Source organism: Dyella monticola (assembly GCF_003363155.1).
In the GTDB taxonomy this organism is placed as follows: Bacteria; Pseudomonadota; Gammaproteobacteria; order Xanthomonadales; family Rhodanobacteraceae; genus Dyella_B; species Dyella_B monticola.
In genome coordinates this window covers 157,853-171,977 of sequence record NZ_QRBE01000002.1, presented here as the reverse complement: position 1 = coordinate 171,977, position 14,125 = coordinate 157,853, and the positions used below count along the sequence as shown (strand labels likewise).

Here is a 14,125-nt window from a genome sequence, read left to right as displayed (position 1 = left end):
ACGCCCGTGACTTTATTTTCCGCCCCGTCCGGCGCTATCTTGGACGCGCGCATTCCGCGAGCACTGCGGAATTCCAGGGGGCAATCGAATGGGCGACGCACATTCGGAGCGGTACCGCCAGGCAAAGGCGTTGGCACATGCCGCACTCGATCTCGATCCGACCGAACGGTCGGCGTTCCTTACAGTGCGCTGTGGCGGTGATGCGGAACTCTTCAACGAAGTGCAGTGGCTGATCGCATCGTTGGAGCCAGACGATTCATCGTTTCTCGACAGCGACCTTGCCTACCTGTTCGAACCAGGCGCGGATGATGTCGTTGAAGTGGACACACCGCGCAATTACCACTTCATTCGCCGCCTCGAAGAGGGGGGGCACGGTGTCGTTTACCTCGCAGAGCGATGCAACGGCGATGTTCGCCAGCAGATCGCGCTCAAGCTGCTGCATTTAGCCGGGCGATTGAGCGAAACGATGATGGCGCAATTTCGCGCCGAAGGCGCCATCCTCGCTCGATTGAATCACCCGAATATCGTCCATCTGATCGAAGCAGGAACCTTGCAGGATGGCCGCCCCTTCATTGCAATGGAGTACGTGGACGGTTTGCCGATCACCGACTATTGCAGCGCACATTCGCTCAATGCACGCCAGCGCGCAGAGCTGTTTGTGAAGGTATGCGCGGCGGTGAGCTATGCCCATCAACATCTCGTGCTGCATCGGGATTTGAAACCCAGCAATATACTCGTGACCGCCGAGGGTGAACCTAAATTGCTCGATTTCGGTATCGCCCGCTTATTGGACCACGGCGATACAAGTGCTGCTTGCCGTACGGTTGACGCACAACGGTTATTGACACCCTATTACGCGAGTCCGGAACAGATGAAGGGGCAGGCGCTAACCACGGCAACCGATGTGTATTCGCTCGGTGCAGTACTGTATGAAGTCATGGCCGGACGCCCACCGTTTCTTGCCAAAACGGGCGAAACTTTCGAGTTGGCGCACAGCGTTTGCGAGAAAGAGCCAGAAAAACCGAGCCATGCGCAAACCGTCGTGCTTGGCGGCAACGTGAACAAGGTGATATCGGTTCCTGGCGACCTCGACGCCATCGTGCTGAAAACGTTGCGTAAACGGCCAGAAGATCGATACACCTCAGTGTATGAATTGGGTACGGATCTTCGCCGATTCCTTGCATCCAGGCCGGTCGCTGCGCGCAGAGGCAGTGTGATCTATCGTTCACGGCGTTTTGTGCAGCGCAATCGATGGAAAATCGCCACGATATCCGCCTTCGTACTATTGATCACTGGCTTTGCCGTGGTGCGCCAGGTGCAATTGCAGCGCACGCAACTGGAGCGCGACCGTGCTGAGCAGGTGGTCGCATTCATCAACAACTTTTTCGCAGAAGCCGATCCCAGCAAGTCGCGCGGTGAAACAGTCACAGTTCGGGAAGCTCTGGACACGAGCGTCCACGGACTGGAGTCGAAAAGGTCGCTCGATCCTGAGATTAGGGCAACGATTCTCGCCACCATTGGCTACGCTTACAACGGCCTAGGGCTGAACAAGAAAGGTATCGCAACGCTTCAAGCGGCATTGACTTATCTCGGCAACGGGCCTGCGTCTGCCGTCGATCGCGTTAACATACTTATTGCCATTGCCAACGCTCATTCGACGGATGGCAACTTCCGCGAGGCAATCGCGTACTACGACAAAGCCGAAAATGCGCTGCAAAACGTGTCCGACAAGCAAGACCTACCCGATCAAATAAGCATCGGAAAGCTTCAAAATTCGGTGCTCGCGGCCGATGCGAATCTGGACAAGGCGATTCCCGCCTTGCGCGCCGAGATCGAAACGGTACGCGAGCGGAACGAAGAATCGCTCCTTCCGGAGGCCTATAAATCGCTGGGCTTGGCCTATCAGTCCAAAGGTGATTATCAAGCGGCTTTCGATGCATTGACCTTGGCCGTCAACAGCTCAGCCAAGAGCAAGGGGTTCGATGCGCCGTCAACACTGGAGTTTCGCGCATCGCAGGCGCAAGCCCAAAAACTGCTGGACCCAGCGAAGGCCATTCCATTATTTAAATCCATCATTGCCGATCATGCGCGAGTCATCGGAACCTCCGACATGAGCTACGCGGTGATACTCAACGATTTAGCAGTTACCCTGGGCGGCGCGGGCCAGCGGGAAGCCTCCGTGCCGATATACGAACAGGCCAGGCAAGTCGCCCGCGCCGTGGCCGGCCCAGAGGACCGCTTCTATTTGCAATTGACAGGCAACGAAGCGATTGCGTTGGTGAAGCTGGGACGCAAGGCCGAGGCAGCACAACTTCTTCAAGGCACACTGCCGGCGCTGGCGGCGCACCAGCAAAGCGGGATCGACAAATTGGTCTACGCGCATACGCTTTACAGTTTGGGCGCCACGCAGTTAGGGGTGAATGATGCGAACGCCGAACGTTACTTTGCGCAAGCCGATGCAGTGCTGGGGCATAAAGCCCCCGATGGCTATGTGGATGTCTATGAAGAGATCCTTTATCAGCTGACGAACGCACAGGTTCACAACAAGCACTACGGTCAGGCTGAAGCGTCACTGCAACGGCTTGAGACCGTCGAGGCGCAGTTGCCCGGTACGGCAGCGCGGGGCAAGTCGTTGCACGTCGATCTGCTATTGGGAGAGGGAAAATACGCCCAGGCCGAACGTCTGGCAAAAGATGACTACGAGACGGACGCCGCCCTGGGCAATTGCAGCAAGGCTGCGATCTTCTCCGCACAATACGAGCAGGCCGTAAAAAAACAGAGCGCGGAACACCCTGCGCCGTTGCAACCATGCGTCAACAAGAAAGTATCAGGTGTATAGACGATGCAATCCGATCCTTCCATCACGCAGATGATCGCGGCCAGCAGATCCGGTGACGACGCAGCGTTCGCTTCGCTTTTTTCCGCCGTGTACGCCTCGCTAAGGCAGATGGCGCGGCGCAGGCTGTCGGAGGTGGACGGTTTCTCCACGCTCAGCACGACGGCGCTGGTGCACGAAACATACTTGAAGATGCTTGGCAGCGAACGCCCCGAACTGATGGACCGCGGTCACCTGATGGGAATTACCTCCCACGCGATGCGGCAGGTCCTGATCGACTATGCCAGGCGCCAGCACGCCGCGAAGCGCCCGCAGCGTGAAAACCGGCTCGCGATCACCGAGATCGACATTGCCATGGAGGATCCGGTCGACCTCGAATCGATAGACGCCGCTCTCACCAAGCTGGCCGACGTCGACCCCCAACAAGCGAAGGTGGTGGAAATGAAATTCTTTGGCGGCATGACGTTGGAGGAGATCGCGCAGACGCTGGATATCTCCACGGCGACCGTGACGCGGGAGTGGCGCATGGCGCGCGCGTGGCTTCGTCGCGAATTGGGTGGCACTTAATTCTCCTGATTTGGCGCCCGATTTTTCCTGAATGAGCCGATAGCCTCCTGCGCTTCGAGCAGAAGTTTGAGGCGGACCAGCTTCTGGTCGATGAGTAAAAGCTGTTCGCTGAAAATGCCTCCGGGTTGGTCGTCCCACGCCAAGAGCGTGATGACGTAATCGCAGCCTCCGGCGTTTCTCAACAGGCGGGTGGGAATCAGCCACTTCCAATCCGCAAAATCGAATTCGAAGTCGATCACGCCCGATGGCGCATTGCATAGCGTCCTCATCCGCGCAGGTCCAGCCAGTGTCCGCACACTCCACCAACCGTCGCCTGCCTTATGCAATTCGGTGATGTCGACGAATGACCACAAGACCAAGTTGTATGGATTGACGAGAAAGCCGAAAGCCGTCTCATAACGGACCGCAATCCGCTGGGTGCGTGTCACCGAAGAGCTAGCCATAAGCATAAGCGCTTCTCCTCGCAAGCAGGTCTTTCAAGGTAATACGCAGGGGAGGGGAAAACTCGATCAAAGTGATTTTGCGCGAGGCGTCAACTGAGAACGCGATCGCAACATCAGCCCAGATACGTGTGAACCAATTACATATTTGTGAAAGCGGCATACTTTATGCTCTACGCGTATGTTCGGCCTACTGTCCGGCGAAACGCTAAATGCTGATACTGAACAACGTCCAAGTTCTATGTGACCTCCAAGAACATTAAAAACGGCACTATGGCCGATGTAAGCTATGTGGACGTGTATTCGCTACGGAATAGAGTGGCCAGTTGAAGACGCGCCGCCGAACGTTGATGATTTCGGGGTGCACTTCATTTACACGACCTGTGGCCGCAGAAACCGCCCACAGAACATCGGCGGCAAAGGCCCTAATGACTCTAGCACTCCACTCCACCCTGGGTTATCTCAGCCCCGTCGAGTTTGAGCTACAACATGTCGCTTAACTAAGTGTCCATGATTCAGGGCAAGATCATTCTGATCCAAATTGACTCAGTAGATGACGAGTGACTCCACAGATTCCCGCGGATATCTAACGGGCATCGATTGAGTGGCTAGGCAGCGTTCCTGAAGCGGACGGACGGTTATGGTCAGTTCGGCCAGTTGTCCATACAGCGTATGCAGGCCCAGCACGACGTTGTAGGCGCAGGTTTTAGCACCCCCCTCGGTGACTTGCTTGACCGCTTCAGCCTTGTGTCCCGTGGCGGGGCCGCTAAGGCCAAAACGAAGTAAGGGGGTCAGCCGCCGTCTAATCCGAAGTTCCAAACGGCCTGACAGGCCAGCATCACAATAGCAATGACGGCCACGCCGCCACGTGCTGGACGACGCAGGTCGGGCGAACTGGCGTACAGCGCCAAGCCGATGGCGATGGTGCCGGCTTCTAGCAGGAAATCCACCCAGTGCGTCGCGTACAGATGAAGTCCAACCACGGGACCATGCCGCCAAAGAGGCAGCCGGCTGGTGAGATAGTCGGCGGCGACATGCGACAACACGAGCATGCCGGCGCCAAGCGCCAGGTCTATGCGACGGAAGATTAGTGACGTGATCGTGGCGACCACGATGGCGGCCGCGCATACGCCGAGAAGAGTATGCGTATCGGGGCCGATGCTCAGTGCCGGAACCAAGCTGCCCAGCACGTCATGCAGATCCGGTTCAATGGAGGCGAACAACAACCATGCCATAGGCAATGCCTGCAACCGGCGACGTGCGCCCAATGCGATGGCGTAGTGGCCCATGTACATCAGCGCGTTCGCCTGACGAGTCGGTGATGGATCAGGCAGATGATGGCGCCCGGTACTGTGAAACCCAGCAGCATCAGCCAAGCGAAATTTCCCATACATCCCCCGGTGACGAACACCTATGGAACTGCGCAGCCAGAGAATATTTCGCCGCGGTTGCGAGAGCAAGGCGAGGAGACATCAGGGCGATGTCGTCGCGGCGGAACGCCTCCACAACATCCTCCAGCTCCCTGAACTTCGCGCGAAAGCAGCGCAGACGATGCCCGCTCTTTGGCAGCTTGCGCTGGATCACGCCGAGCGCCTTCTACTGGTCCGAGTAGCTACCCTTCGGCGCTCGGTTGCGATGGTTCGTTCGCGCTGCAAGCCCATGCTCGTGCAAGGGATGCCGCCGCCTCCGCGTCCGCCGCAGCGTAAATCGGAGCGTAGTATTGAGTTTGGGCTGTGCTGTGCTCGCTGTTGGTGTTCAGCGGTAGGCGCACTTACATGCTGTGTTACGGGACCAGGATGCGCAGCAACGACAATTTCAAGCCGAGACGGGCCGCAATATTCTTGCTGACAATCAGCGTTGTTTCGGGGGTGTTGCCATCCAAGTAGACGGCCATTCGTATACGTAGGTCGGGAGTATCTACCAGCCCATTTACTGCGCTGGCCGTCTTGCGGATAGGGTGCTGCGCTAGAACAGTGCGAGTTGTCGGCGTTGGATATCTTTCCGGTGGCGGTCGACTGTCTGCGCCAGCTGTCTTTGGTAGCGTTCGGACAGGTAACCGCACTGCATGGTGCCGCCGGGTGCGATCGAAACGGCTGACGTACATGCCAGCCGTTGAAGATCCTTCCTGTATCGAAGGATGTCGCTATGGCCCTCTGCGCTACTCCACGCGACTTGCTGTGCCTCTAGAGGTTTGAGCCAGCCGGCCCTATCCACAAGAAGAGGCAGTCCACATATGGACCCTAGGCAGAGTGATTAGGGAGGGTTATCAGCGGTAGGACGGGCGCGGATCTTGTTTCTCAAAAGGCACTGTTCGTTGTCTGCTGAGACGTAGGCATGCCACTGTTACGGCCTCAAATGGCCGACCGATCGCTTTCAAGCGTCGTCGTTGGCAGCGACCAAGGGATGAACCCACCTTCGGCCATAGTCGATGAGCACGGTGTCGGGCGGAGCGAGTTTATCAAAGACTAGGTTCAATGGCCGATGATAGTGGCCGCTTTCGTGATGCGACTTGGGGAGTGTAGGGTGGCTGAAGATTCCCTCCCACCAACTGGCGGCAACTTCCGGAAGCGAACGATTCCCGTCAGCGAAGCGGTGCCAAGCTTCGAGCTTGAACCGATTCATCGATCCCAACAGACTGCGATCACTGGTGTTTGCATATGTCGGCGGCGCTTCCCAGGCAGCCAATTCGGCACTGCACTGAGGCCATTCCGGGTCAAAGTCATAGTGCAGCAAGAGCTTGAAGAGCTGCTGCCCGGCATGAATGTGGAGGTACTTCAAGAATTTGGCATGGCCGGGGAGTACAAGCCCGGCGCCAGTACTCGCATTTAGCAGCGTCAAGAACGGTTTGCGCTCGAAGAAGTCGAGATCGGCGTACCACTCACCCAGCGGATTGGTCGGAACAGGAGGCGCTGGTAGCTTGGCCGACTGATGAAGGCGCTTCAATAACTTGGTGGTGCAACGCAGCGTGATCATGGCGTGATTTTAACGGTGTTCATTAGCTTGGTTTCGAAGCGACTTTGCCAATGGGGATACGTCTACCGCCTATTGGAGCAGGGCGCTGCCCTGAATGCGATTAGCCCGTGTTATCGAGGGTAGGGCGGGCGTCTGCTTCCGACCCATTGCGTGCAGCCGACTCTGTGAGAAAGATCCGACCGCTTTCAAGTTGGAACAGACGTTCATTTACCTCCATGCTCGGCGACACCAGTGTCGGCTGAACCGCCCCGTCTTTCGTGGAGGCTGTTTGGTTTAAGTCATGCTGATTCAGCGACTCGTGATTGGGCGAGTTGCCGGTAGTAGTTTGCCTCGGCCTCTGCCGGCGGGATATAGCCAATCGGTGCAAGCAGCCGCTGGGTGTTGAACCAAGCTACCCATCCCAGCGTCGCAAGCTCCACGGCCGCCTTGGTTTTCCATGGTCCTCTGCAGTGAATCAACTCGGCCTTGTAGAGCCCATTGATGGTCTCAGCGAGCGCGTTGTCGTAGCTGTCGCCGCGACTTCCCACCGAAGGTTCGATTCCCGCTTCAGCCAGGCGTTCGCTATAGCGGATGGAGACGTATTGCGAGCCTCGATCGCTGTGGTGGATCGAGGTGCCATCGCGCTCCGGACGACGGGCGTATAGCGCTTGCTCGAGCGCATCCAATACGAAGTCCGTACGCATCGAATCGCTGACCCGCCAACCGACGATGCGACGGGCGAAGACGTCGATGACAAACGCGACGTACAGCCAGCCTTGCCAGGTCGAGACGTACGTGAAATCGGAGACCCATAGCTGGTTGGGTCGGTCAGCACGGAACTGCCGATTGACCTTGTCCAGCGGGCGCGGTGCATCACGATCGCTGACCGTGGTGCGCACGACCTTGCCGCGCATGACGCCGCGCAGCCCATGCTTGCGCATCAGTCGCTCGACCGTGCATCGCGCCGCCACGATGCCTTCGCGACCGAGTTGCCGCCAGACCTTGATGGCGCCGTAGACCTGCAAGTTGGTGTACCAGACGCGCTGGATCTCTGGCGCCAACTGCTCGTCGCGCTGCGTTCGCACCGGACGTCGTTCCGGCTGGCGCTGGCGTGCAGCATGCACACGGTAACCCGACGGGGCGATCTGCAAGACTTTGCAGATCGGCTCGACCCCGAACGTGCTTCGGTGCGTATCGACGAAGGCCCTCAGGACTTCAGTCGGCGGTCGAGCTCCGCCTGGGCGAAAAACGCGCTGGCCAGCTTCAGGATCTCGTTGGCGCGGCGCAGCTCCTTGACCTCGCGTTCTAGCTCTTTGACGCGCTTGGCTTCCGTCGTGGTCACGCCTTCTCTCACGCCGGCATCGACCTCCTGCCGTTGCACCCACGTCAACAGTGTTTGCGGTACACAGCCGATCTTCGGTGCGATCGACTCGACCGCCGCCCACAACGATGGATACTCACCACGGTGCTCTTGCACCATCCGGACCGCACGCTCACGGACTTCTGGGGAAAATTGCTTCGACTTGGTCATGGCTCCATTCTCTCAAGAGTTCGAGCCTCCACAAATCCCGGGGCGATTCACTGAATGCTCTGACGCCAGAACTCATTGAAAAATGGGCTAACGAAAAGCGGCTTATCAATCCGGTCGCGAAACTCGCAGATGTCGGGGTTTTCCATCCGACGCCGTGCATTGTTCTGATCGTCGAAGGTGGCAAAGCATGCTTCCCGACCATTCCGGTTTGCGGCGATGAGAACTGGCAAATAAGGCGAAAACAACACGACGACCAGGCCGCTCTTTGGGACAAAGTCGAGTGGTTTATGCCGCTATGGCTACCGATGGGTGAAGTTTCTAAGCTACTTGCTTCCGTCAGGCATGTGACGAGAGAACGGGCGCTCGATCTTTTCAAATATCACACGTCAACCCTTTATACATTAGCTTTCCAGGCAGTTTGCATCGAACAGATATTACCCGTCGCTCGCAGCCTTAAAGAAATCGTGCCATTAGCGCAGGAAGCTTATCTAGGCGCATATAGCGGATATTGGGCTACCAGTGTCGGAGCATTGATACCGGCGATCGAAGGCAGCCTCACAAGAATTGTTTCGGATCTTGGTACAAATGCTACCGCACCGGACAAAATTGATCATGCTGTGAACCGCGCAATAGAGACTGCGGCACAACTACATTTTGACCGTATGTGGGTGCCGCCAGAATATAAGACTTGTGACTATCTATTCGGGCAAGGCGAGCGTGTTTTCGCCTTTGAAACATTTCGAAGGTGGCTCAAGAATCATTTTTTCTGCAATACCCACGAATATGATGGGGTGACGTGGTTGAATCGACACATGTTCGCGCACGGCACCGCGGCGTCATGGCAGCAACCGGCTAATTTCGCTCGAATGGTGGTCGCGCTTGCGACACTCGCAGCCATCGAATACTGGTACGACGCCTCTCATAGCGTCTCGTTTTTTCTTCCTGCCATGAATGACGACAGAGTCGGGCCGAAGTGCAAGAAGGCGAGAAACGCGACTGCCCTTGCGATCCGGCATCAATCACTTCCAGTTATGCCGATTTCCGCATCGTGCAGCCACATAAATCACAAGACACGTCCTGGTAGCAGTACGAGACTGCATGGAGATGTCGCAGACATGCTATGACCTACTGGCTGGCGCAGTTTTTTCATTCTGCCGAACACTCAGCTCTTGGTTACAAGGAATACGCGAGCAGCGGTGCATGCTGGGATTGTTCCAATAAATACCTTGCCGAGTAGGCCGCCACACGAGTTCAAGATACCAAGCCAAGAGCAAGGATAGTGACCGTCAGGGATTTGATCAGCACAGCAGATGATGCCATTACGTTTTCTGGTGATGAGCGGGGGGATTTCATGAGTCAGAAAGTTGCTGCAGTTCGCGCCTGGTGCGAACAACGCCTGTGTCGTTGCGCTGGGGTCCTCCGGTTGCGGCACCTGATGGTCTTAGGGGGGACGATAAGCGCACTGGCTCTGATGGTGCCGCCCGTCGCTTTCGCCGCTAGTCAGGCGGCTGTTGGCGCAGGTAGCACGCAAACACAGGGGCAGGCGCAGGACAAGAAGCCGGCGCAAACACTGTCCGCCTCCGAGCGACAGGAACGGCGCAAAGAGCTCCAGCAGAAACGGCAGCAGATGGAACAACAACTGGGTATCGAGACGCCGATGCCCACGCGAGATCAGATGATACGAGGGGCCAACGGCCCGTATCGCGCGAACAACGATTTGCTGTATTACCACCTGAATATACGCGTCGATCCCAAGGCAGAGACAGTCAGTGGTGTGAACACCATCCGTTTTCGCATGCTCAAAGACGGTAACCGTATTCAGATCGACCTGCAGCAGCCGCTTGCCGTGGACAAGATCCTCTTTGGGAACGCGACTCTCAAGTACGATCGCCTGGAACGTGCTGTATTCATCGATTTTCCGCAGATGCTGCACGAGGGGCAAACCTATTCGATTGATTTTTACTATTCCGGTCATCCCGTACATCAGGGGAGATTTGGTGACTTTACGTTCGGCAAGGACCCAGACGGGAACGCGTGGGTGTATACCGCCGATGAGGGTGAAGGCGGCGCCAGTACATGGTGGCCGAGTAAGGAGGAATGGCGTGATAAGCCGCAAGAGGGCATGGATATCAGTGTGGCGGTGCCGAACGGCCTGACCGATGTTTCCAATGGAAAATTCGCGGGCAAGGTTGATCTGCACGACGGCTACACGCAATGGAACTGGAAGGTCCAAAACCCGATCAACAGTTACGATGTATCGGTGAACATAGGAAACTATGTGCATTTTTCGGACAAGTGGGGCAACTATTACGTCCTGCCGCAGGATCTGGAAAAAGCACGAAGTCAGTTCAAGCAGGTGGGTGGCATGATGGAGGCCTACCAGCACTACTTTGGCGAGTATCCGTTCGCGAGTGACGGTTACAAGCTCGTTGAGGTGCCTTATTCCGGCATGGAACACCAGAGCGCGGTTACGTACGGAAACGGATTCAAAAACGGCTATCTGGGGATGGATTGGGGCGGAACCCCTTATGCACTGAAGTTCGACTTCATCATCATCCACGAGAGCGGGCACGAGTGGTTCGCCAATGGCGTCACGGCATCCGACCTCGCCGACATGTGGATCCACGAGGGTTTTACCACCTATCTGGAAAGCCTTTACGTCGAATATCACTGGGGCAAGGCCGCCTCGCTTGAGTACGTTAACGGCTATCAGTCCAAGGTCGAGAATCTGCGGCCGATCATTCCGGAGTATGGCGTCGGCGCGGAGGCGCCCGAGGACCAGTACTTCAAGGGCGCGTTGATGCTCAATACGCTCCGCAGCGTGGTCAACGACGACCAGCGCTGGTGGGACGTGCTGCATGGCTTGTTCCAGCACTTTAAGTACCAGAGTATTTCCACCAGTGATGTAGTCACTTATTTCAACCAACACACTGGCATGGATCTGACGCCGATCTTCGACCAATACCTTCGGTACCCGCACATTCCCACACTTGACCTTCTATTTGGAGAAAGTCCGGGAATGGTCATGTATAAGTGGAATGCCAATGTCGATAACTTTGCCATGCCGGTACGCGTCGGCGAGCCGGGACACTGGCAGATCATTCATCCCACCACCCGCTGGCAGTGGATGAATACGCCGCTGACGAAAGATCAGTTCAAAGTAGCCACTGACCTGTATTACATAAATGTCGACAAGCAGTAGGGGCAGGGTATTGGCACGTCATTTCGTCATGCTCGATCAATGGCTGGAGTTTCAGAAAACGTTCGATAGCTTTATCGCGTCGGTTCGTTGATCCAATGCTGCGCGGCCTTCATGGCCGCGCTCGCGACGGGTGGATAGAACGGCATCGGCGGTTCATCGTGACGTGCGCTCAACGCCCACTCTGCTGACAGAACCTGTCAGCACGCCTTGTTAGTCTCCTCGCCAACCGGACAACCGCTCTAAGACGACGGTAGGGAGAGGGCATGAGCACGCTGAGTTCGCAGATCACGACGCGCGATGGAGTCTCTTTATATTGGCGTGAATGGGGGCAGGGGGCGCCAGTACTCTTTGTGCACTCCTGGGCGCTTCAGAGCCGTATGTGGGACTACCAGTTCGCGGCGCTCGGCGACAGGATGAGATGCTTGGCTTTCGATCGGCGAGGGCACGGCCGCTCTGATTGCCCTCCCACCGGCTACGATTACGACACGCTTGCCGACGACCTGGCCGATGTCATCAATACCCTTGATCTGCGTGAGTTGACGCTGGTCGGCCATTCGATGGGCGGTTCGGAAATTGTGCGCTATCTGACGCGCCACGGCAGCAGCAGGGTCAAGCGCATCGCGCTCATTGCACCTGTGTTGCCGTATTTGACGAAGACGGCCGATAACCCGCTAGGCGTTCCTGAAGAGAAATTCGAAATGGTTCGCGCCCTTTGGCAGAACGATTTCCCCAAGTGGATCGTCGACAATACCCCGCCTTTTTTTATCCCTGAAACATCGGAACAGATGATGCAATGGGGCGCGAGACTCCTGATGGAAACGTCGGTGCCCGTGGCGATCGAATGCAACCGCGCCGTGACCTGCACGGACTTTCGCGCAGAACTCCCTAAAATCGACGTTCCGACCCTGCTCATTCACGGAACCAAAGATGCATCCGTCCCGATTGATCTGGCAGGTTCCCCAACGGCTGCATTGATCCCCCACTGCACGTTCAAGGTCTATGAAGGCGCACCACATGGGCTGATGTATACGCATGCGGAGCAATTGCATGCCGACCTGTGTGCGTTTGTAGGGGTTTGAAACCAGGCAGTAATGCAGAAAGGTGTGCCAAGGATCGGCGTCGCAATGGGTGCAATCGTCTATACGGGTGTCGGTTAATAAACGGGTGCGCTATCGATCAGCACCGGTTCGAAGAGCCATCTAACCGGTCTGTGGCATTCGCATGCGAAAAATTTCGGCCGGTGCCATACGGCGCGTATCGCGCGGCGGGTAACCGAACTGTGCCTTGAATGCCCGGCTGAAGGCCGCTTCTGATCCATACCCCGCTTTGTGAGCGACTTCCGATACCTTGAACGTGCCTGCGTGCAACCACTCCGCCGCGATGCTCAAGCGCCATCGCGTCAGGTAGCGCAGCGGCGGTACACCTACCACTGCGGTGAATCGGTTTGAAAAGATGGATCTCGACATCGCCGCAGTGCCTGCCAGCGACGCCACCGTCCACGCGCGGCCTGGCTCGAGATGCATCGCATTCAATGCCCGCCCGATACGTTCGTCGCTTAGTCCGAACAGCCATCCGAGCCGACTACCCTGACTGTTGATCCATGTGCGCAAGGTGCGGATGACCAGCAGGTCGATGAGCCTGGAGATCATGAGGGAGGAGCCCGGACCGATGTTGCTCGACTCGTCGGTCAGGAACTGCGAGAGCGTTGCCATCCACGACGGCACGTCATCGCTATCGTGTTTGACATGAATGAGGCCAGGAAGCCCTGTGAGCAAAGATCGCAATGGCTCACCGTTGAAATGGAATATCCCCGCGAGAAAGCATCCCACGATGCCATGGTTGCCGCCCCAGCGTACGGTGCGCGTTTCCTGGCAGGGGTTGAAAGACACATTTGCCTCGATGCGGCGGTGCACGTCACCGCCAGCTCGATCACGCAGCGTATAGCCATCGGTGTGCAGCAGCAGAACAAAGTCGCCCGGTTTCAGGAGTACCGGCTCACCCTCTCTTTGCGAGATCAATGCTTCGCCGTCACGCAGATGCAGGAAGCCGGCCGGCCCTGGTGGGAAGATCACCTCGGTACTGGCGCCCAGCTCGCCGTGGAACACGATGTCGCCACGAAGACGAACCAGCTTGAGTACCTGCGACAATGCATCACCCCGGTGGGATGGCACGCGTTGTTTCTCCATCTCCTCGACGGATGCGGCATCGGTCGCAAGACGTCGATGGTTCAATCTTTTCCCAGGTCGGTGCACGTTCGAAGATTCGATGACGACAATTTTCCTCCACGAGATGTGAGGAATCTGGCCGAGCACTCTAGGGAAGACGTCGGAGACTGACCATATCGTGGCGTCTCGTTTGCATGACCTATCGTAGGGTCGACCCTTGTCAGCGCCGAAAGCCGAAATGCCGAGGAAATCCCTTGCGGCACGTCATGCCGGCTCGATCTTGACCTTGCGCATGCATGAAAAAGCCGCCCTCGATCGAGAGCGGCTTTTTCGTTTCTATGCAGGCATGGATAAGGACTGGGTGACGAACAAGGCTCGCCAGAGCGATCCAGCCATCGAGCAATTCAGCCGTTCGCTTCGATGAAGCGTGGC

Annotated in this window: 12 protein-coding genes and 1 other annotated feature; of the genes, 6 read left to right on the top strand and 6 right to left on the bottom strand. The window is 57.0% G+C overall.

The genetic code is table 11. The features are described from left to right. Positions 1-130 precede the first annotated feature (130 nt). Both DWU98_RS04645 and DWU98_RS04640 read left to right on the top strand, forming a co-directional pair. Positions 131-2,839 carry a serine/threonine-protein kinase gene (locus DWU98_RS04645; RefSeq protein ID WP_158544965.1) on the top strand — a complete coding sequence of 903 codons (2,709 nt, stop codon included), beginning with the start codon at positions 131-133 and terminating at the stop codon, positions 2,837-2,839. A gap of 30 nt (positions 2,840-2,869) precedes the next feature. Beyond that, positions 2,870-3,403, top strand: coding sequence for an ECF-type sigma factor (locus DWU98_RS04640; protein ID WP_158544964.1), 534 nt, complete (start codon positions 2,870-2,872; stop codon positions 3,401-3,403). On the opposite strand, the gene DWU98_RS04635 is transcribed toward DWU98_RS04640, so the two are convergent. The 5 genes from DWU98_RS04635 to DWU98_RS04620 form a co-directional block, all read right to left on the bottom strand. Further along, positions 3,400-3,831, bottom strand: a complete 432-nt coding sequence (locus tag DWU98_RS04635) for a hypothetical protein (RefSeq protein ID WP_147293215.1) — start codon at positions 3,829-3,831, stop codon at positions 3,400-3,402. The genes DWU98_RS04640 and DWU98_RS04635 overlap by 4 nt on opposite strands. Before the next feature lie 803 nt (positions 3,832-4,634). After that, complete coding sequence (locus DWU98_RS04630) at positions 4,635-5,219, bottom strand: metal-dependent hydrolase (protein ID WP_147293214.1); 585 nt, start codon at positions 5,217-5,219, stop codon at positions 4,635-4,637. Continuing rightward, positions 5,212-5,427, bottom strand: a complete 216-nt coding sequence (locus tag DWU98_RS21625; RefSeq protein WP_147293213.1) for a hypothetical protein — start codon at positions 5,425-5,427, stop codon at positions 5,212-5,214. Before DWU98_RS21625 ends, DWU98_RS04630 begins: the two co-directional genes overlap by 8 nt. A 789-nt stretch (positions 5,428-6,216) precedes the next feature. Next, a complete protein-coding gene (locus DWU98_RS04625) occupies positions 6,217-6,816 on the bottom strand; it encodes a DUF6933 domain-containing protein (protein WP_115494326.1) in 600 nt (199 codons plus the stop codon). A gap of 278 nt (positions 6,817-7,094) precedes the next feature. After that, positions 7,095-8,326 (bottom strand): IS3 family transposase gene (locus DWU98_RS04620; RefSeq protein ID WP_115494325.1). Its coding sequence is split into 2 segments (ribosomal slippage): positions 7,095-8,038 and positions 8,038-8,326, totalling 1,233 coding nucleotides; the frame shifts between segments, so codons are not numbered across the junction. Further along, positions 7,932-8,048 (bottom strand) — a sequence feature (AL1L pseudoknot). (Overlaps the previous gene by 117 nt.) Between DWU98_RS04620 and DWU98_RS04615 the strand changes: the two genes are divergently transcribed. The 3 genes from DWU98_RS04615 to DWU98_RS04605 all read left to right on the top strand — a co-directional run bounded on the left by DWU98_RS04615 (position 8,245) and on the right by DWU98_RS04605 (position 12,607). Then, positions 8,245-9,450, top strand: coding sequence for a hypothetical protein (locus tag DWU98_RS04615; protein ID WP_147293212.1), 1,206 nt, complete (start codon positions 8,245-8,247; stop codon positions 9,448-9,450). The two genes, DWU98_RS04620 and DWU98_RS04615, sit on opposite strands and share 82 nt — an antisense overlap. Positions 9,451-9,605: 155 nt before the next feature. After that, positions 9,606-11,528, top strand: coding sequence for a M1 family metallopeptidase (locus DWU98_RS04610; protein WP_230474687.1), 1,923 nt, complete (start codon positions 9,606-9,608; stop codon positions 11,526-11,528). Positions 11,529-11,791: 263 nt separating this feature from the next. After that, entirely contained in the window at positions 11,792-12,607 is an 816-nt protein-coding gene (locus tag DWU98_RS04605; RefSeq protein ID WP_115494323.1) for an alpha/beta fold hydrolase, read from the top strand. Between the two features lie 120 nt (positions 12,608-12,727). On the opposite strand, the gene DWU98_RS04600 is transcribed toward DWU98_RS04605, so the two are convergent. Further along, on the bottom strand, positions 12,728-13,840 hold the full coding sequence (locus DWU98_RS04600; RefSeq protein ID WP_230474686.1) for an AraC family transcriptional regulator: 1,113 nt from the start codon (positions 13,838-13,840) through the stop codon (positions 12,728-12,730). A 91-nt stretch (positions 13,841-13,931) separates the two neighbouring features. Here DWU98_RS04600 and DWU98_RS04595 point away from each other — a divergent pair, with 91 nt between their 5' ends. After that, the gene (locus DWU98_RS04595; protein ID WP_115494322.1) at positions 13,932-14,117 is read left to right on the top strand and encodes a hypothetical protein; all 186 of its coding nucleotides are present in this window, start codon (positions 13,932-13,934) and stop codon (positions 14,115-14,117) included. Positions 14,118-14,125: the final 8 nt, after the last annotated feature.